The following is an 18,393-nucleotide window of genomic DNA, read 5'->3' as shown; positions in this document are numbered from 1 at the left end:
TATGAAAGCTAACTGATGAGCTATAAAATAGGATGTAAGAGGTACGATAAGGAGGGCTTTTGTGAACGCACGACTGAATCCTTACCGACGAAAGATGTACATGATGATGCTCATCACTGTTGTTACAGGTGTAGCAATCATTACGCAAGCATATAGCATTGTTTTTATTATCGATGGCTTATTTCTGCAATCTTCGACGTTTCAACAGATCGCCCCTCTACTTGTTCTACTCGTTGCTGCGTTATTCCTGCGCACGTTTAGTCGCTTTCTCATTCAACGAATGGGGAGCAGGATTGCCTCAGATGCGAAAGTTCAAGCTCGAGGTCGTTTAATTGAGCATTATACGAATGGCGCAATCGTTGGGAACAAAGAGGCGCATACCGGTCAAAAGACGAGCTATTTCCTCGATACGATTGATGAGACACAAAACTACTATAGCAAGTACATTCCACAAATGGTGCAATCGCTAGTAATTCCACTCATGATTCTTACCGTCATCTTCTTTGAACATTGGGCGAGCGGACTGATTATCCTTATTACGGCTCCGTTTATTTTTATTTATATGATCATTATCGGCATGAAAACTGGCGATAAATCGCAAGAACAGCTCGATCAGATGGCCAGTTTCTCTGGGGTTTTCCTCGACACGTTACGCGGTTTGAACACGATCAAGCTTTTCGGGCAATCTGAAATGCAACGCCAACGCATTAAAGAGAAGAGCTTAGCGTTTCGTGATGCGACGATGAACGTGCTGAAAGTGGCGTTTAGCAACTCTTTGGCGCTAGAGTTCATCTCGATGCTAAGCATCGGTATTATTGCGCTCGAAGTCGCGATTCGCATGATCATCGTGCAAGACACTTCGTTCGTTTCAGGTTTTCTTATGCTCATTCTCGCGCCCGAGCTTTTCAATAAACTGAAAGAATTAGGCACAGCGTTTCATCAAGGAAAAACGAGCTCAGGTGCACTCGATAAAGTGGAAGAACTTGTGAACAATGATCGCGGGGAGCCGGTCGTTTGGGGAGAGCAACCCGTCGCGACCGAACACCCCCCAACACTCACGCTAAAAGAAGCGGCGTTTCGCTACGATGATCGGTTCGCAATCGAAGCGATTGACTTTCATGCTCGTCCGTTTGAACGAATTGCGATTATCGGCGCCACTGGATCAGGTAAGTCTACACTTCTCCATATGCTTGGCGGTTTGTTACCGATTCACTCCGGCGCTTACCTCATTAATGGGGTCCGCCGTGAACAGCTGTCTGTTGCGTCTTGGTTTAAGCAACTGAGCGTAATCAGTCAGGATGGCTATTTATTCGCCGGCACAATTGCGGAGAACATCGCGCTCGGTGACAACGATCCGATCCGTCATGAAGCAGTATTTGAAGCGGCAACTGAGGCCGGTGTGTACGAGTGGATCGCACAGCTTCCAGACGGGTTTGATACCGTAATTGGGGACGGAGGGCGCGGACTCTCCGGTGGTGAACGTCAACGTGTGTTCATTGCACGAGCTTTCTATAAGAAACCCGCGGTCGTTCTGTTTGATGAGCCGACGACCGGGCTCGATTTAAAAACAGAGCAAGTGCTCCAATCATCGTTGTTACGACTCAATCAGAACTCAACTGTGATCGTCGTCGCTCATCGCCTTTATACGATTCGACAAGCAGATCGGATTGTTTTCATGGACGAAGGAACCGTTCGTTCCGTCGGCACGCATGAAGAGCTGTGGCAGAGCGATCCCCTTTACCAACAGATGATCCAGACACAACAAGGAGGAGAATCGTCATGAAAGCTCTCATTCCTTATGTGAAGATGGCGTTTGCCGAAAGGCGTGATATGCTCTTATCAATTTTGACTGGGTTTATTGCCGGAATCGCAGCGGTAAGTCTCTTTTCGGCAAGCGGTTTGCTCATCTCTCGAGCCGCACTCACGCCCCCGATCTACACACTAATGGTGATCGTTGCGATCGTGAAACTGCTCGGTGTGACCGCCGCCATCAGCCGCTACGGTGAACGCTATTTCTCACACCGTGCGACATTCACAATGTTGAGTAACATCCGCCTCAGGGTATACGAAAAGTTGGAACCCGTCGCATCTCGCGTATTGTCAAAAATTCAAAGCGGTGACCTCATGTCCCGAATTGTTGGGGACGTTGAGTCGTTGCAACACGTGTTGTTGCGCGTCATTTATCCACCCGTCGTTATGCTTACCGTATTTATCGCAACGATTACGTTTACATTCACGCTTTCGTTCGGTTCTGCGGTTGTTATTTTGGCAGGCTTTGTACTCGTGCTCGTCGTCATTCCAACACTATTTTTTATCGGTCATCGTCGTGTTGATTCTAAGCTTCGCCAAACGAGGGGGAGCTTTCATCCGAAACAGCCGAGTTTCTTTCTGGCTTCAAAGAACTCGTCATTCATGGCGCTTCCGAGCAACACAAACATGTTGTTCACGAAAAAATTACTGCGTATGAACGGGAGAAAGAGCAGTCCGAGCGAATGCACATTTGGAGTGAGTCCGCCATTGGATTTCTCTCACTCATCGTCTCTGTTGGCGTGCTCGCGTTCGCTGGGTTTCAAGTCGCAGAAGGAAATCTCGCCGGCACATTGCTTGCCATGCTTCTCATGATTTCACTCACCGTTTTTGAACAAGTCACACCGATGGCGCTTTTCCCGTACTACGTGCAGGAGAGCAGTCAAGCCGCCAAACGGCTGGAAGACATTGATGAGGATGCCCGTACAGAACCGTCATTTACTCCGTATGACGGTGATTCACCCCCTAGTATTCAGTTTGATCGGGTGAGCTTTTCGTTTCCAGATTTCCCACGTCCAGTGCTGGAGTCCGTTTCGTTTGCCATCGCCCCTGGGAGCCATACCGCCATCATCGGAGCAAGCGGCTCAGGAAAATCGACGATTGCATCGTTGCTCCTCAAGTTGCAACCTGTTGACGATCAACCGATCTACTTGAACAACACCCAGCTTGACCACATTGATGAGCAAGACGTATGGCAATCAACCAACGTGTCGCTTCAGTCCAACCAATTCTTTGTCGGTAGCGTAAACGAGAACTTGGCAATGGGCAACGATCGAGCAACAGCAGCAGAAATGACCGATGCGCTTGCGAGCGTCGAACTCGACCATTTGAACTTGAGCGACGCCTTGCATGAAAACGCCGCAAACCTATCTGGTGGAGAAAAACAACGGCTCGCACTCGCTCGCCTCTTCTTGCGTGACGCGTCACTGTGGGTGCTCGATGAACCGACGTCATCATTAGACGCCCTTACCGAACAGCGCATGCTCGACCAAGTGTTTAGCCGTACTGAAGACGCCACCGTCGTGCTCATTAGTCACCGACTCACCGGTCTCGAACAAATGGACCAAATAATCGTCGTCGATCACGGACAGATTATAGAGGCAGGGTCGTATGACGACTTGATTGCACAGAACGGCTATCTAAAGCAGATGAAAGACCTTGAGAGTGAGTTGTTCGCCGGATAAAACACGAGACTTCGTTGCGAAGTCTCGTGTTTTTTCTAATGACTTGCCACTAACCTTATGCTGAACGCAACTTCTGACCCCTCCACACTTATGCTCTCTACCCCCGTCTCTTTATTCGCACATTTTTTCATTTTTAGACGCCAATACAAGCAACTCTCACGACTCATCCATACGTTATTAAAAAGAGAAAATAGTAGGGAAAAGGAGGTATCGACATCTTGAATGTATCAAGCTTTCAAGAGCTTTTATTAGCGTTGGCTGCAAATGCGCCTGCAATTATTATTACGAACGATATTGTTGCTGAAGGGACGGCTACAGTGAATTATCCTGTACTCATACGTGGGGCAAGCCGAACCACCCTAATTCAACGATCTCCAACTTCTTTAGGTGTAGTATTCAATGTAACAAGTAGCGGTCAATTAAACTTGCAAAATTTAATTGTAGATGGCGCAAGCAATAGTGGTAGTGTCGCCTCACCATTAATAAACACTGCCGGACAATTAAACATTACCGATGTGACATTAGAAAATTCCTTTTCTTCTTTTCGCGGAGGAGCGATCTCTCAAGCAGGTAATTCTACTACCTTAACGAACGCAATTATTTCAAATTGTGCAGCTCCGGAGATTGGTGGCGCAATTTATGTTGGCGGAAGTAACAGTGCACTCACCATTAATGACACAACTGTGCTTAGCAGTTTTTCTGGTAGTAACGGCGGCGCCATCTATATTAATCAAACGACTACACTGCGTTGTACAAACGTGACCTTCAGCGAAAACATCGCATCCACAAATGGCGGGGCATTGTTTGCCAATATAAATACCTCAACAATCATGACGAACTGTCGCTTTTTCAACAATCAAGCGAATAATGGCGGCGCGATTTTTGTTAATCCAACCACGATTTTCGAATTGCGCGATAGCGAATTTAATAGCAACTCAACAAGCGCGAATGGAGGGGCTGTTTATTTAAACAATAACAGTAACTCTGTGCTTAGTGGAAACTCCTTTGTACTCAATACAGCAGCAAATGGTGGAGGCATATTCTTAAATAATTCAGCGATCATGAATTTAAGTGGCAGCACATTCACGAGTAATGCCGTGTCGAGCAGCGGGGCCGGAATTTTTCTTAACACGAATACCGAGTCAACCATCTCTGCTTGTACGTTTTTTAGCAACGCTTCAACGAACGCCGGAGCCATCTATGTGAACTTTGGCGCTACGCTTCAACTCGTGAACAGTTTCCTTGATTCAAATTCAGCAGCAAATGAAGCAGGCGGAGTATTTATAAATACTGATGCTGTAGTTTCAATCATTAACACAGAAATAGACCGTAATACGAGTGACGTTGGCGGAGCAATATCGATTAATACAGGGGGTAATGCCCTCATTCAAAATGGTACGATTCTCGATAACAGTGCCGCGACGCAAGCGGGTGCGATTTTCAATTTAGGAACACTCACATTAATTGACCAAGTAAACTTTGGCCCTGTTGGTTCTAATGAAGCACCTATTGCACCAGGGATTTTAAATGCTGGAATATTGAATGTTCAAAATCTCATTTTAGACAGTAACGGTCTATTCATTGCGTCTGCCGACAATGTTGTGCGCATCATAAACCCACTGCTTCCAGGTTCGATATTCCAATTAGACACTACCGACTATGTCTTTCCAGATCCAGAAAGAAGCCCTATCGTCATTGCCATCCCAACAGAATCATACCCTGTATTAGCGCAAACTGACGCTGATGCGTTTCTCAAACCTGTAACTGGATTTGAGGATTGGAACATCCAGCTCCTCAACAACCAGGTGGTGCTCGTATTCAACCCATCTCCTGGCCAAAACACGATTACCTACCTGAACGTGTTAAGTGACGTTAATCCGAATCCAACGAGTTATCAACCAGAAGACTTGCCGATTATTCTACAAGATCCAGGACCAGTGGAAGGTTTTGAATTTATCGGTTGGTTCGATGCAGCAGGAAATCAAGTGACCGTTATTCCTGAAGGCACAACAGGTGACATTGTTCTGTTCGCAAGATATCGTGAGAGTGATGTTGTCATCGGTGACCAAGTTATTCAAAATAAAGTACGTATTGATTGTGATCCGTGCGATTGTAAAAACGAATAGAAAAAAAACGTTCACGATTTATTCATGAACGTTTCTTTTTTGTTCTAATTAATTCGTTCCACCGTATATCCTCGCTCTTCCAGGAAATCATGAACGCCTGGCTCGATAAAAAAGTGGAATGCGCCGATGAGCGCCAAGTAGGTTTGACCGTCATCTTCTTGCAAGATTTCATCAATAATATCGGCATTGCGCTCGTTTCGATCCCACAAATACACTCGGTCATACTCTTCCCCATACGTCACTTCTTCCCAATATTCAATTAACGGTTCTTCTTCTCCTTCTAGCCACATTTCAACCATGTCATCCCCATCTACATCTGGCATATCGACGTCCTCGGGGTTCATCACATCTTCAAGTTGTTCAAGTTGAAGTTCGAGGGACTGCTCATTCAATGCGAGCAAGCTAATTATTTGTCCTTCAAGCTCCTCAATTTCTTTTCCGTCTTCAACGGCACGTTCGAGGTAATGCCAATCGACGCCAGCATCAAACGTCGCATTTCCTTCTTCCTCTTCTTGAAGTCCGCTCGTAATGTACACGGTTCCAAGCTGTTGACCACCTCTTCTGGCATTCCTTGAGCTTCCATGATGGTGACGATCTCTTCATACATTTCCTCGTCAATCACATCTTCGAGCAACGTGTCATCATCAAAGGTAATCAAATCCATCATCTCTTCTTCATTTAAGCCCCTGATGTCCATGCGGGGCCAGTCAATTTCAGGAAGAAGTACATCCGCCTCTTCATAGGCGGCTTCTAGTTCTGAGTTGAGTGGATACATGTCAGCAAACGCAGTATGAATCGTGCCTTGCAAGTAGACCGTCGTATCCCCTTCCTCGATCTTCCAAAGAAAACCGCCACCCTCCCCTTCTACGGTCTGTTCTTCTTCAGATTCAGGGGCATCTGCTTCTACTTCTTCGGTTTGTTCCTCTTCATCCGTCGCACAAGCGGTCAAAAGTACGAGCATTCCCATTCCAGCTATCCATTTTTTCATGATCGTTCCTCCATCGTTGTTTTTCTGTTCACCCTCTATATACACAAATAAGACCCGGTCAAAACTCGAAGGTAGCCGTTCGGTTATGAAGAGTCCAAGAACGGTCGTGAAGCGACTCAAAAAGAACGCCCCATCGACATTGGATGGGGCGTTCTTTTCTGTCACGTTTTATCTTTTGAGGCTATAAAGAAGGCAATCACAATCGCTGCGATGAGCACAAGGAACGGAGCAACGAGAATGAGAAAGTCATCTAGCATGAGCTCAACCCCTCTTTCCTTTTACATACTTGTCATCAAATAAGAAGAGACGTACAAGCAAGTAGAGTGACGGCAATAACAACAACATGCCGAGGCCAAACACGACGATGAGCGAGATGGCCATCGCATCATTTGTAAAACCGTCGTAAATCGTTAAATACGGATACAAAATATATGGGTAATGGGAGATTCCATACCCGAAGAAGGCGAAAGCAAATTGTCCAATCATGAGCCAGACCGCGAGACCAAACCGCTTCGCGCGCACGATGAGCACGAGCGTCGCTACCCACAATACGAATGAAATGGCGAACATCCACCATAGATTTAGAATGCTTTCGAAGTGATGGATGTTATGATTTCGAAGCTCCACAATGATTCCGCTTGCGGCAACAATGAGTGGCACAGACCAAATCATCGCGTACTTGCGCATGAGTGATGTGGCTTTGCCGTCGCCGGTTTTATTTGCATACCACGTGAGAAATACTGACGAAATATATAAGACAGCCACGATACTCAACACGACGATCGCCCACGTGAGCGGACTCGTAAATAGCCCGGTATAATCGAGCACCGGGTTGCCATCTTCGAAATAGACAAACCCGCCTTCTGAAATCGTGAGCACGACCGATAGAGACGCAGGAATGAGAATCCCGGACACCCCATACATAAACGCATACCCTTTATGCCCTTTGGCACCGTATGATTCAAACGCATAATACGAGCCGCGGATGGCAAGAAGGATAATTGAAACACTCGCTGGAATGAGCAGTATCGTTCCGAAATAATACGCACTGTCAGGGAAGAAACCAATGATGCCGACAAAGAAGAACACGAAAAATACATTCGTGACTTCCCACACCGGCGACAAGTACCGTTGAATGACTTTGCTTAAAATGTGCTGTTTGCCTGTCATAATACTGTGCGTATTAAACACTCCGGCTCCATAATCAATCGAGCCGACAATGATATAAAAGAAAAGGAAGAGCCATAGTACGGAAATCCCTACAACTTCTAAACTCATCGCTCATCCCCTCCTGTAAACTCCTTGAGTTCTTTTTCCACCGGCTTACCGCGGAACATTTTGCGTAAGACGACGATTGTACCCACACCGAGGATGAAATAGAGCAACACGAAGCCGATGAACACAAGGTCTACATAACTGGCGGTCGTTGCCGCTTCGTCTACCGTCATAATGCCTCTTAAAATCCACGGCTGACGACCGACTTCAGACATCCACCAACCTGCTTGAATCGCTAAAAATGAGAGCGGACCTCCAAGCACAATGAGCCAGCGATACCACTTTCGATCGACAAACTGCCAGTTTCTCCACTTTGCGACCACATATACGAAGGAAAGCGCAAGCATGAACATCCCAATCGTCACCATCGTATCGAAGAAGTAGTGGATAATAAGTGGCGGCTGTAATTCTTCTGGAAACTCTTCTAGCCCGGTCACTTCCGCCATTGGATTGCTGTGCGCAAGTATACTTAGCGCATAGGGAATCTCAATGCCATACTGAACTTCTTGGTTGTCATCAAGGATCCCCCATAAAATGAGCGGCGCCGCTTCTTCTGTTTCGAAATGCCACTCGGCAGCGGCTAGCTTTTCAGGTTGGTGCTCTGCCAAATACTTACCGGATAGGTCACCAATAAGAGCTGTTGCAATCGCAAAAACGAAACCAACCTTCATCATGACATTCAATGATTTTTTGTAATACGTTGTATGGCTTCCCTTCAGCAGGCGAAACGCCGCAATTGCTGCCAACATAAAGGCGACCGTCATATACGCGGTTGCAAGAACGTGGGTAACCTTCGTTGGCATAGAGAGCGTGAACATCGCCAGCAACGGATTAATGTCAACCATTTCCCCGTTTACGAGTTCAAAACCTCCAGGTGAATTCATAAACGAGTTCACAACTGTAATAAAGAACGCACTCATTGCCCCACCGATCGCGACAGGCACAAGTAACAACAAATGCTTTCTTTGATCATCAAAGCGGTCCCAAGTATATAAATAGATTCCTAGAAATATAGCTTCAAAGAAAAACGCAAACACTTCCATAAACAGCGGAAGCGCAATAATATGTCCTGCAAGCTGCATAAAGTTCGGCCATAGAAGCGCGAGTTGCAAACCAATCGCAGTACCCGTGACGACGCCGACCGCAACGGTGACGACGAACCCTTTTGCAAGCCTTCTCGCCATAAGGATGTAGTGAATATCATCTTTACGGATTCCTAGCCAATGAAAGAGCATGATCATGAGTGGCAGCCCGACACCCACAGTCGCATAAAATATATGAAAAGACAGTGTCAATAACGTTAACAGTCGACTCATCAAAACCGGATCATCAATAAACATCTGCTGCCTCCTTTTTCATTACGACCCGAAAAAGATTGTGCACAACTTCACAATCTTTTAGTTTTATTATACCAGCTGGATATGTAGGATGACATGTGTATGGTTTGACTATTTTATGAATGTCTAGACACAGTTTTAAAATTTGTCACTCGTCGTCATCATCTAGCTATACCCGTTTTTATTTACACGGTACACCTGCAAATTTGAACGTGTAGGCAGCGCAGCCTGTGACCAGGTGGAATTATACGGTTCCTACCGCTTAGAAACGTGAATAAAACCAGCTCGTACGACGTTGTACGAGCTGGTTTTATTGGGGTGTGAATGCTTTTTACATGGATGTGCACCTTTTCGACACGGGAGTGCTCACTTTCGACACCCGTGCTGGTATTGTACCTATGATGTAGACACATACTGGTTGTATATTTGACACACGTCGATGTGGGGCGACGTGCAAACGGTATGTGCACCTTTCCGACACCGATGTGCACACTTTCGACACGGGAGTGCACGCTTCCCACCGCGCACCCTCTCGCTCCGCACCTTGCACAGGAACGTCGCTGCTCTTAGCGGCTAGCCAACCCTTTATTCCACCAACTTGCTGCAATATCTACTTCCTTATTCGTTAACTCATGACCGTGATCGGTGAGTTCCACAGTTACATCCGCACCGAAGGTTTCTAATTGCTGTCTAAGGGCATATGCCTCTCCTGGCGGGGTAATTGCATCTCGAGATCCACTCGTCATGAAAATCGGCATCCCGCTAAGATCACTTCGCTCGGCTTCAGGGTACAGATGGCTCGGGTGAAAAAGGAGAGCCGCTGAAAAGAGTTCGGGTTGCTGAAGAAGCATGTTTACGGCCAAGTTCGCCCCATTCGAATAGCCTAACAAATGAATATGCTTGCGGTTCACTTGGTTATGTTGGACGTAATCTTCAATGACGTGTAGCACCTCTTCGGCACGTTGATTGATTTCTTCTCTATCAAACTTTCCGTCTGTCGGCCGCTCAAAATGACGAAACCCACCGTGGTCACGCACTGACCCGCGTATTCCTAACACTGACTGCCTTACGTCAATTTCCCCAACAACGCTGAGTAAGTCTGTTTCTCTCCCCCCACTTCCGTGAAGTAGCACAAATGTGTGTGGGTGATCCGTACTCTTATGAAAAAAATGCTTCATCGTTATCGCTCCTTCCCGTTTGACTTTCTATCAGTTTACATTTAAACTGATAATAAATCAACTGTGAGGTGAAGGGTATGAAATTACGCGGTCAACACCATATTTCATCGTTAACAAAAGATGCGAAAAAGAATCTTGCCTTTTATCGGAATGTACTCGGAATGAAACTCGTAAAGAAAACCGTCAACCAAGACAATACGTCATTTTATCACTTATTTTATGCTGATGAACAAGGTACCCCAGGCACTGAAGTTACGTTTTTTGAGATTCCAAACCTCGCCCAAAAACATGACGGCACAAACACCATTAACGAAATATCCTTACGCGTGTCTTCCGTCGCTGCGCTTTCATTTTGGAAAACTCGCTTTGAAAGGTACCAAGTGACGCACAATGAAGTCCAAACGATGAACGATACCGCCGTGCTCCCTTTCCAAGACCCTGAAGGACACAAGATGCTCCTCGTTGCCGAAAGCGACTTGGATGACAAACGGGAACCGTCTTCACCTGAAGAGATCCCGAATGACTACAACATCTTAGGTCTAGGTCCTGTGCGTTTAAAAGTTCAATACGTAGAGCCAACGAGCGACGTATTAACTGACGTGCTCGGCTTCACGAAAAAAGGCGAATACAAAAACGGTGAGCATCGAGTTTTTGTATTTGAAGCAGACCGGGCAGGTTTATCAGGACAAGTACATGTCGAAGAAGATAAAACCTCACCAAAAGCAAGAGAAGGAAGAGGCAGTGTGCACCACGTCGCATTTCGTGTAGAAACCGAAGAAGAACTCCAGCAGTGGGTGAAACGAATTGAAGATGAAGGCTTTCAAACGTCAGGCTTTGTCGACAGGTATTATTTCCGTTCTCTCTATTTCAGAGAACCCAACGGTATTCTATACGAACTGGCGACGGATGGACCAGGTTTTGCAATCGACGAACCCGTTGATCAATTAGGAAAATCTCTTTCTCTCCCTGACTTTCTTGAACCCAACCGAAAGGAAATTGAAGCAAAACTCCAGCCACTGCAAACGTAATGACCGGCCGCCCGTACGTGGGCGGTTTTTTACGTTCATAAATTCGGCCATGCCCCGAACACATTTTCCAATTTTCTTAGCGTATAAATAAAAGAAATCCTCGTCATAAGGAGGTTCGAATGAATAAGCTACACAAGTACTTTGAATCCAATGACGGACGATTAATTCATAAATGGATTCATTACTTTGACATTTATGAGCGCCATTTTGATCGTTTTGTCGGAAAAGACGTCAACATTTTGGAAGTCGGTGTGTCACACGGAGGATCGCTTCAAATGTGGAAAGAATACTTCGGAAAAGGCGCCACCATCTACGGGCTAGACATTAACCCCGTGTGCAAAACCTTTGAAGAAGAGCAAGTTAACATTATTATTGGCGACCAAGGCAATCGCACCTTTTGGCAATCCATTAAGCTACCTTACCGGAAATGGATATCATTATTGATGACGGCGGGCACTTTATGCACCAGCAGATCATCACCTTTGAAGAAATGTATCCATTGTTGTCGGCAAATGGCGTGTTCCTCATCGAAGACTTGCACACAAGTTACATGGAGGAATACGGCGGAGGATATGAAAACCCAAACAATTTCATTGAATATTCAAAGCCGTTCATTGACCAATTGCATGCGTGGTACTCCCGAGATGCACGTTTAGCTGTGAATGATTTTTCTAGATCTGCTTGGTCGATGAGCTATTACGACAGCATTCTCGTGATCGAGAAACGTCCGAAGCAGCCCCCTTACGACAAGATGACCGGCAAACCCTCCTGGTAACTTTATTGTTGCGCGCAAACGACGGTTGCGCGCAACCGTAGGTTTGGACAAGCATCGCTTGAGGTAATGTAAAATCATAGGAGGGTTGCAGGATGAGTAAATTTTATGATGACATCGATTTCGACAATACCGATTTCCGTAAACATCCGGAACGTTACCGGGTTGGCAGGGGCGAGCAAGGCGTGCTTCTTGTCGAGCCTTATAAAAGTGAAATCTTGCCAAATTGGCGATTTAAAAGCGTGCCCGTTGCCGAGAAGTCATCGGAGAAAATATATGAGCAATACGCCCAGTACAAAAAAGCTGGCGATTTTGTCGGAATGGATATGGCGAGAAAGTTTTTACAAATGGGCTACACACGTGCTCGACGGTATGCCAATTATCCAGGAGGCAAGAAGTATAGCAAGAATGGCGAAGTGAACGAGAGAAAAATTGATGAGGAAAAAGCAGCAGCCGCGGCATTTTTGAGAAAAAATGGGTCTCAGTGCGGGAAGACGAAGAGTATTTGCAGTTGAAGCACGAGCACCAAAAAAAGTACGGGTAGTAAACATCTTCCAAAGTGCCCCGCTTCCTCGTCGTGAGGTGTCATACAGACTCGAACCTTCCCAATTGCGCTAAAAACACCGTAAAATGAGAAATTTCTCATTTTAGGTGTAGCCGCCATCCATCACATTCGTTTGACCTGTAATTCCTTGTGACGCTTCATCCGCTAAGAACAGTGCGTAATGGGCGATCTCTTTGGGTTGGAGTAATCGTTGCTGCGGAATTAACGGGTAAAACTTTTTCTTGAGTACTTCTTCTTCTGAAACGTTCATTTCACTAGCAAGGTCATCGAGTTGCTTTTGTACGAGATCGGTTCGGACATACCCAGGGCAAAGGGCGTTCACGGTAATTCCTTCTGCCGCACACTCTAGCGCCGTCACTTTCGTCAAACCGACGAGCCCGTGCTTTGCACTATTGTATGCTGATTTACCCGCATACCCTATGAGACCATTAATGCTCGCCATGTTAATGATGCGGCCGTACTGTTGCTGCTTCATCATTGGCAGTACCGCCTTCGTCAATCGAAACGGACCCGTAAGCATCACATCAATCATCGTTTCAAATGTTTTCGTTGGAAACGTTTCAACCGGAGATACGTGTTGCATGCCTGCATTATTCAGCAGTATATCCAACCGCCCGAACCGTTCCACCGTTTGCTGAACCGTCTGCTCAATCTTCGATTCATCCTGCACATCACATACTAATGCAAGCACGTCCTTGCCTCTCCCTCGCAACTGCTCAGCTCGATCATGAAGTAACGACTCATTGCGGTCAGTCAATACGACGCTAGCACCAGCATCAGCGAACCGGTTTGCGATCTCCCAACCTAAGCCATTCGCTGCCCCTGTAATTAACGCTGTTCTCCCTTGTAACTGATTCACATCAATCCCCCCGTTTCGATAACTTCACTCTCCAGAGTATAATCAAACCGAATCGTTTATATGTTTTTGACGTACACATATTGTTCTCCGATCGGTCCTTCGATCCTACGTTCAGAATCTGTAAATCCAACGCGACGGTATAACTTTTGTGCTGCAATATTTCGATGATTTACAGCTAATACGACTTGGTCACACCCTGGGAACTCCTCGCGAACAAACGCCGGCAATTGGTTCATGCTATTCTTCGCGATGCCTCTGCCTTGCTGTTTGTAATCGATGGACAAAGCTGTAAGTAACATCGCGTGAGGATTATCGGTGTACTCTTGCACTCTCTTTGTGGCATGCAATAAGAAGAAACCGACAGGTTCATCATTAAATAAAACGACAATACGATACTGACCTTTATGAACCTCACCCATTGCAGAAGGTAAAGATGTAAACTTCTCTTGCTCAGACGGAAGTTCAAATTCGTTTAATTTTTTCTCATGTTGATCAGAATAAAACTTGAGTACCACATCTGTTTCCATACATGAACCTCCAACTTAACGTCATTGTTTTCATTATACCAAATTTGCAGTTTGACACTTTATTTTTCTTCAGTTACATTAAAGATATTAAAGACTCTATATATCTACAATAAAGGAGAGCGACAATTGCATTCACATCATGAACGACTACAAAGAAAGATTGAAGCACTTGAAAATCAAGACAGAACACAAAAGCTGCCTGCCGACCAGTTATTGGACCGTTTGCACATCAAGCCTGCGGCAAACATCCTTGACCTCGGAGCGGGTACTGGCTACTTAACACTACCTGTTGCGGATCGCACAGCTGGTACGGTATATGCCCTTGACCGTGATGAAAATATTCTAGCCTACCTTTCGCAAAAGGCAAAGGAACAAAACCATCATAATATTACCCCAATAACTGGGGATTTCACATCCATCCCTCTTGGTGATGAAACGGTGGATACAACGCTCGCTTCCATCTCACTTCATGAGACGAAACAATTGCCCGACGTATTGAAAGAGATTCACCGTGTTCTTAAAGATGACGGACAGTTCCTCTGCTTAGAACTGGAACACACGTCTTCATCCTCTGGGCCACGCGTGTCATCCGAGCAAATGTCATCTGCCATCATTGCTGCTGGCTTTGAAATCGTTGAGCAAATACCCCTCGACTTCAGAATGGGTGGAGACCCTGCTTACCTTATTATTGCGCGGAGATAAATTCCGACATCGGAGCGATTCGCGCAGGGCCAGGCGGGGACAGCATACAATAGGATGTTGAGGCGTTAGCAAATCTGCGCGCAAGTTGGGACAATCTGCGCTCTAGTTTCGCGAAATCAGCGCTAAAATCGCTAAAATGAGCAAACTTGCTCGCAGAATGGGTAAACTCGCGCGCAGAAAAGGGCACGGCTCCCTGCCCAATGCCCCCGATCCCGAAGTTCGAAAATGCTATCGGTGCGACACGCACAGAGCCACCCCCGGCGGGAACGGCATGTCGAAAGTGTTCCTAACGCAAATACAGATAATGGCTCGTATTCGTGGAGCGATGCTGTGCAAGACGAGAAAACCCAAATGAAGTGTAAAATCGATCGGCTTTTTTTTTAATCGGTATACAGCGTCAGAACGTCATAGTTTGGCTTTGCATACTGAATAATTGACTCGAGCATCAGTGTGCCTGTGCCTTTACTCCGATACGGCCGAGACACGTAAAAACGGCGCAACCGATCGACCTTGTTGCGTCGCAATAAGGGTCGGTATTCAAGCCTGCAATGGCGATGAGCTGACCGTCACTCGCAAAAGCCCCGACTAAACATTCGCCGAGCTGGTCAAACCGGTTTGTTCCTTCTTCATAATCATGCAGTAACCTTCTAATGAACCGAAATCCCTCTCGTTGGCTTTCAGCCACTAACAAAGACAGCATAGCGGCAGAAACACGGTCTAACTTTCTCACCGTAACCACGAGCTTTACTCGTTCCTTTCGATCAATCGTTCAGTAAAGGCGAGCATCTCTTCATCGCTGATGTCTGTGTCGAAATAGAAGATGATCCACCCATAATCATTCATGTTTACAAGGTGGTTCGTATAATTGTCTGGCCCGAATTCACCGACAGAAACCGAATGGCCGGCAATCTCTATCTCTTCGCTTTCGGTTAGCTCTGTTTCAAACTCTTGGATTTGGAGCTGGATTGCGGTTTCCCCAACGAACCCTTCATACAAACGCTCAAATTCATTCGTCTCTGGGAACTCAGGTGCAGGCTCATCGGAATCAGGCTCCCCGTAATTGATCGTGAGCGTATCAAAGCTTTCAGACCCTTGGATATACGCAGATAAAATCTCAAACTGGTCATGTTCAGCAATAATTGCGTTAAATTCGCTTTCGTCAATTTGTTCGTTAATTCCAGCTACTGGGTCTTCACCCGCTGTAGCGCAGCCTGTGAGCATCAGGGTAAGCAACGGAAGAGTTATCCATCGCATCGGGTATCGTCTCCTTTTGCAAGTAGTAATACTCGCATACCCTTTATTCATACAATTAACCCTTTTTTGAACTTACTTGAAATGTAAACACCGATCCACCTACGAACAGACAGCTACTCACGACCCACTCCATCACTGTGACGGGCAGTCCCGGAAAAACGATAAACACCGAGCCGCTCAACAAACCAAAAATGGCAGCATAGGTTGTTCTTCGGTACCGAGTCAGAATAAATCGGACCACTTTGCCCATGATGAGAATGCCAACGACGACCCCCGAACCGATCGCGATAACAACCGGTAGCTCAAACGTTGTGAGCGCCAACAGTGCTGTTTCATACACTCCTAAAATGACGAGAATGAGCGCGCCACTCATCCCTGGCAACACAAGCGCCGTACTCGCAAACCAACCAGCAATAAATAAATACACGTAATCACTAAAGGTAAGTTCCATCATGACTCGTGCGTCTGCCCCGACGACCCCATTCAACATAACGAGAAAAAGGATACAGCCGATCATGAGCATCACCTGGGGAAAGCTGTACACTTGCTGCCTCACTGAAGCGAGCCCGTCCCGCCAAATAAATGGCAACATTCCAACGATCAGCCCGATAAATAGAAAACCGATCGGTATCGGAAAATGCTCTAATAGATAGCTAATAACGGAAATCGTTAAACCAAGTCCGACAAGAATGCCGACCCCGATTGGCAAAAGAAAGCGAACGGCTTTCTTATATTCGTTCGTTGTGAGGTTGTGAATGGCGTGAACCACGTTTTCATAGATGCCTAACAGCATGGCAATGGTGCTGCTACTCACTCCTGGAACGGTTTCGACGACGCCCATCATCATGCCTTTTACTGTATTTCGCCAGTTCAACGTACCCCCTCCATCATGACCGCCACCGAGCAAATCCGCCTTCGGTGTTCATAATCTGACCGGTGATCCATGACGCCTCTTCCGTGAGAAGCCAGGAGATAAGCCGTGCCGGGTCTTCGGGTTCACCGAATCGGTCAAATGGGAATTTCGTGCGTGTTTCCTCCCACAACTGATCGTTCAGATAGCCGGTATTGACCGGTCCTGGGTTCACCGTGTTCACGCAAATGTTCTGGTCGGCGAGTTGGTCAGCGAGCGTGAGTGTAATGTCTGCAAGCGCTCCTTTGGCGAGTGCATAGGCAACTTCACCGGGCATCGGTCCTTGTCGTTGACCTGAGGTCATGAAAATGATCTTCCCTCTGCCTCTCGTCGGATCGTATTGCTCGGCAAACGCCTGCGCCAACAATACGGATGATCTCGTATTCACTTTCCAGTGATTGTCTAGCATTTGTGCCGTCAGATTGCCGAGTGGGCCATCTCCACCTGACCGTGCATGATTACAGACGATTCCGTCAATAGCATCATGCTCTTTGACGACCGTTTTAATGAGCGTTTCTGCACTGTCTTCCTGGAGGAAATTGCTATGATAATGGCCGAACTGCGCCCTAGGGGTCATCTCTTGTTGAATTCCTGCAATCACTGCCTCGAGATGATCTGCGCCCCACTCTTGCTCTTCATCGTGAGTGCGAAAATGTTGAATCATGATGGATGCTCCGTAAGCGGCACACTGCTTTGCAATCGCATAACCAATTCCAGCTCTACGACTCACACCTGTAATGAGTACGGTCTTTCCTTGTAACGGGTAAGCGTTTCTTTTTTGTAGTTTCAAGCTTCCACCTCTTTCGAAATCTTTGCATACACACACGTATCTCTCATTTCACGGGGGTCAAAGGCGGCAGTGTCGTCATTTCTTAAGATTCCCTCCAGCATAAACCCTTCCTTCTCTGGAATAGCGCGACTTCTTTGATTGATTCGGTCACAGCGAATTTCAACTCTTCTCGCACGGAGTTGGTCGAACGCAAATTGCGTAATCCCAGCAACAGCCTCTGATATGTACCCTTGTCCACTTTGCCTTGTATCAACCCAATAGCCGATTTCAAATTTCCGGACATCCCAATCAATCCGGTGTAGTCCTGATACGCCTACAAGTCGACTCGTATCTTTTCTAAATAATAGAAATCGTAAGTCTTCCCTTTTCAAAAAATTGATGTGCGCTTCTCGGAGATCAAGCTCAACATCCTCCAGCGTACGCTCCTTTTGTGCAAACGGTAACCACGGTTTTAGTTCTGATTTCGAAGCACGTATCGCATCGTAAACAGCTTCACCATCACCGGGCAGCGGTAGACGAATCAACAACCGGTCGGTCTCAAATTGTTGTGGAAAATCAAGGAATAACGGATTCAACGGCCCCACCCTTTCA

The 18,393-nt window shown here is 46.4% G+C and carries 20 protein-coding genes and 2 pseudogenes; 8 read left to right on the top strand and 14 right to left on the bottom strand.

What is annotated here, in order from left to right; genetic code table 11:
• Positions 1–61 precede the first annotated feature (61 nt).
• From cydD to JCM19039_RS15295, 4 genes are all read left to right on the top strand, one after another.
• Positions 62–1,783, top strand: a complete 1,722-nt coding sequence (cydD, locus tag JCM19039_RS15305) for a thiol reductant ABC exporter subunit CydD (RefSeq protein WP_238545086.1) — start codon at positions 62–64, stop codon at positions 1,781–1,783.
• Positions 1,780–2,622 carry a hypothetical protein gene (locus JCM19039_RS25795; RefSeq protein ID WP_238545085.1) on the top strand — a complete coding sequence of 281 codons (843 nt, stop codon included), beginning with the start codon at positions 1,780–1,782 and terminating at the stop codon, positions 2,620–2,622. The genes cydD and JCM19039_RS25795 overlap by 4 nt, the downstream gene beginning before the upstream one ends.
• Positions 2,610–3,491, top strand: coding sequence for an amino acid ABC transporter ATP-binding/permease protein (locus JCM19039_RS25790; RefSeq protein ID WP_307190277.1), 882 nt, complete (start codon positions 2,610–2,612; stop codon positions 3,489–3,491). The genes JCM19039_RS25795 and JCM19039_RS25790 overlap by 13 nt, the downstream gene beginning before the upstream one ends.
• 218 nt (positions 3,492–3,709) lie before the next feature.
• Positions 3,710–5,617, top strand: a complete 1,908-nt coding sequence (locus JCM19039_RS15295) for a hypothetical protein (protein WP_042428776.1) — start codon at positions 3,710–3,712, stop codon at positions 5,615–5,617.
• 44 nt (positions 5,618–5,661) lie between these two features.
• Here the strand turns inward: JCM19039_RS15295 and JCM19039_RS26655 are convergent, their stop codons facing one another.
• The 6 genes and pseudogenes from JCM19039_RS26655 to JCM19039_RS15270 form a co-directional block, all read right to left on the bottom strand.
• The gene (locus JCM19039_RS26655) at positions 5,662–6,153 is read right to left on the bottom strand and encodes a TraB/GumN family protein (protein WP_081834565.1); all 492 of its coding nucleotides are present in this window, start codon (positions 6,151–6,153) and stop codon (positions 5,662–5,664) included.
• 8 nt (positions 6,154–6,161) lie between these two features.
• Positions 6,162–6,578, bottom strand: a pseudogene (locus JCM19039_RS26650) (TraB/GumN family protein); the annotation flags it as partial.
• A gap of 188 nt (positions 6,579–6,766) precedes the next feature.
• Positions 6,767–6,862 carry a hypothetical protein gene (locus JCM19039_RS28070; RefSeq protein ID WP_373975830.1) on the bottom strand — a complete coding sequence of 32 codons (96 nt, stop codon included), beginning with the start codon at positions 6,860–6,862 and terminating at the stop codon, positions 6,767–6,769.
• Positions 6,863–6,866: 4 nt separating this feature from the next.
• Complete coding sequence (locus JCM19039_RS15280; protein WP_042428767.1) at positions 6,867–7,883, bottom strand: cytochrome d ubiquinol oxidase subunit II; 1,017 nt, start codon at positions 7,881–7,883, stop codon at positions 6,867–6,869.
• Positions 7,880–9,220, bottom strand: a complete 1,341-nt coding sequence (locus JCM19039_RS15275; RefSeq protein WP_042428765.1) for a cytochrome ubiquinol oxidase subunit I — start codon at positions 9,218–9,220, stop codon at positions 7,880–7,882. Before JCM19039_RS15275 ends, JCM19039_RS15280 begins: the two co-directional genes overlap by 4 nt.
• 563 nt (positions 9,221–9,783) lie before the next feature.
• Positions 9,784–10,395, bottom strand: a complete 612-nt coding sequence (locus tag JCM19039_RS15270) for an alpha/beta hydrolase (protein WP_042428763.1) — start codon at positions 10,393–10,395, stop codon at positions 9,784–9,786.
• 77 nt (positions 10,396–10,472) lie between these two features.
• Here JCM19039_RS15270 and JCM19039_RS15265 point away from each other — a divergent pair, with 77 nt between their 5' ends.
• The 3 genes and pseudogenes from JCM19039_RS15265 (at position 10,473) to JCM19039_RS15255 (ending at position 12,739) form a co-directional block, all read left to right on the top strand.
• On the top strand, positions 10,473–11,423 hold the full coding sequence (locus JCM19039_RS15265; protein ID WP_042428761.1) for a ring-cleaving dioxygenase: 951 nt from the start codon (positions 10,473–10,475) through the stop codon (positions 11,421–11,423).
• Between the two features lie 460 nt (positions 11,424–11,883).
• On the top strand, positions 11,884–12,198 hold the full coding sequence (locus JCM19039_RS24820) for a hypothetical protein (protein ID WP_052398858.1): 315 nt from the start codon (positions 11,884–11,886) through the stop codon (positions 12,196–12,198).
• 92 nt (positions 12,199–12,290) lie between these two features.
• Positions 12,291–12,739, top strand: a pseudogene (locus JCM19039_RS15255) (DUF4385 domain-containing protein).
• 103 nt (positions 12,740–12,842) lie between these two features.
• Here the strand turns inward: JCM19039_RS15255 and JCM19039_RS15250 are convergent.
• Entirely contained in the window at positions 12,843–13,619 is a 777-nt protein-coding gene (locus tag JCM19039_RS15250) for a 3-hydroxybutyrate dehydrogenase (protein ID WP_042428756.1), read from the bottom strand.
• Between the two features lie 56 nt (positions 13,620–13,675).
• Positions 13,676–14,146 carry a GNAT family N-acetyltransferase gene (locus tag JCM19039_RS15245; RefSeq protein ID WP_042428754.1) on the bottom strand — a complete coding sequence of 157 codons (471 nt, stop codon included), beginning with the start codon at positions 14,144–14,146 and terminating at the stop codon, positions 13,676–13,678.
• Between the two features lie 126 nt (positions 14,147–14,272).
• Between JCM19039_RS15245 and JCM19039_RS15240 the strand changes: the two genes are divergently transcribed.
• Entirely contained in the window at positions 14,273–14,848 is a 576-nt protein-coding gene (locus tag JCM19039_RS15240) for a class I SAM-dependent methyltransferase (protein WP_052398857.1), read from the top strand.
• A gap of 380 nt (positions 14,849–15,228) precedes the next feature.
• Here the strand turns inward: JCM19039_RS15240 and JCM19039_RS28065 are convergent, their stop codons facing one another.
• The 6 genes from JCM19039_RS28065 to JCM19039_RS15210 are packed head-to-tail and all read right to left on the bottom strand — an operon-like array spanning position 15,229 to position 18,377.
• A complete protein-coding gene (locus JCM19039_RS28065) occupies positions 15,229–15,333 on the bottom strand; it encodes a hypothetical protein (RefSeq protein WP_373975843.1) in 105 nt (34 codons plus the stop codon).
• Positions 15,294–15,587, bottom strand: a complete 294-nt coding sequence (locus tag JCM19039_RS24525) for a hypothetical protein (protein WP_052398856.1) — start codon at positions 15,585–15,587, stop codon at positions 15,294–15,296. Before JCM19039_RS24525 ends, JCM19039_RS28065 begins: the two co-directional genes overlap by 40 nt.
• Positions 15,588–15,592: 5 nt before the next feature.
• On the bottom strand, positions 15,593–16,102 hold the full coding sequence (locus tag JCM19039_RS15225) for a hypothetical protein (protein ID WP_042428749.1): 510 nt from the start codon (positions 16,100–16,102) through the stop codon (positions 15,593–15,595).
• A 55-nt stretch (positions 16,103–16,157) separates the two neighbouring features.
• A complete protein-coding gene (locus JCM19039_RS15220) occupies positions 16,158–16,976 on the bottom strand; it encodes a DUF368 domain-containing protein (protein ID WP_052398855.1) in 819 nt (272 codons plus the stop codon).
• 13 nt (positions 16,977–16,989) lie between these two features.
• Complete coding sequence (locus JCM19039_RS15215; protein WP_042428747.1) at positions 16,990–17,802, bottom strand: SDR family oxidoreductase; 813 nt, start codon at positions 17,800–17,802, stop codon at positions 16,990–16,992.
• On the bottom strand, positions 17,799–18,377 hold the full coding sequence (locus JCM19039_RS15210; RefSeq protein ID WP_042428841.1) for a GNAT family N-acetyltransferase: 579 nt from the start codon (positions 18,375–18,377) through the stop codon (positions 17,799–17,801). The genes JCM19039_RS15215 and JCM19039_RS15210 overlap by 4 nt, the downstream gene beginning before the upstream one ends.
• Positions 18,378–18,393 lie beyond the last annotated feature (16 nt).

The organism is Geomicrobium sp. JCM 19039, from assembly GCF_000698145.1.
In the GTDB taxonomy this organism is placed as follows: Bacteria; Bacillota; Bacilli; order Bacillales; family Marinococcaceae; genus Geomicrobium_A.
This window is presented reverse-complemented; position numbering and strand designations above follow the sequence as displayed.

Excerpts from the sequence above, each read along its gene's own strand:
- JCM19039_RS25795 (WP_238545085.1), top strand. The coding sequence starts at position 1,780 with ATGAAAGCTCTCATTCCTTATGTGAAGATGGCGTTTGCCGAAAGGCGT.
- JCM19039_RS25790 (WP_307190277.1), top strand. The coding sequence starts at position 2,610 with ATGCTTCTCATGATTTCACTCACCGTTTTTGAACAAGTCACACCGATG.
- JCM19039_RS28070 (WP_373975830.1), bottom strand. The coding sequence starts at position 6,862 with ATGCTAGATGACTTTCTCATTCTCGTTGCTCCGTTCCTTGTGCTCATC.
- JCM19039_RS15280 (WP_042428767.1), bottom strand. The coding sequence starts at position 7,883 with ATGAGTTTAGAAGTTGTAGGGATTTCCGTACTATGGCTCTTCCTTTTC.
- JCM19039_RS15275 (WP_042428765.1), bottom strand. The coding sequence starts at position 9,220 with ATGTTTATTGATGATCCGGTTTTGATGAGTCGACTGTTAACGTTATTG.
- JCM19039_RS15270 (WP_042428763.1), bottom strand. The coding sequence starts at position 10,395 with ATGAAGCATTTTTTTCATAAGAGTACGGATCACCCACACACATTTGTG.
- JCM19039_RS15265 (WP_042428761.1), top strand. The coding sequence starts at position 10,473 with ATGAAATTACGCGGTCAACACCATATTTCATCGTTAACAAAAGATGCG.
- JCM19039_RS24820 (WP_052398858.1), top strand. The coding sequence starts at position 11,884 with ATGCACCAGCAGATCATCACCTTTGAAGAAATGTATCCATTGTTGTCG.
- JCM19039_RS15245 (WP_042428754.1), bottom strand. The coding sequence starts at position 14,146 with ATGGAAACAGATGTGGTACTCAAGTTTTATTCTGATCAACATGAGAAA.
- JCM19039_RS15225 (WP_042428749.1), bottom strand. The coding sequence starts at position 16,102 with ATGCGATGGATAACTCTTCCGTTGCTTACCCTGATGCTCACAGGCTGC.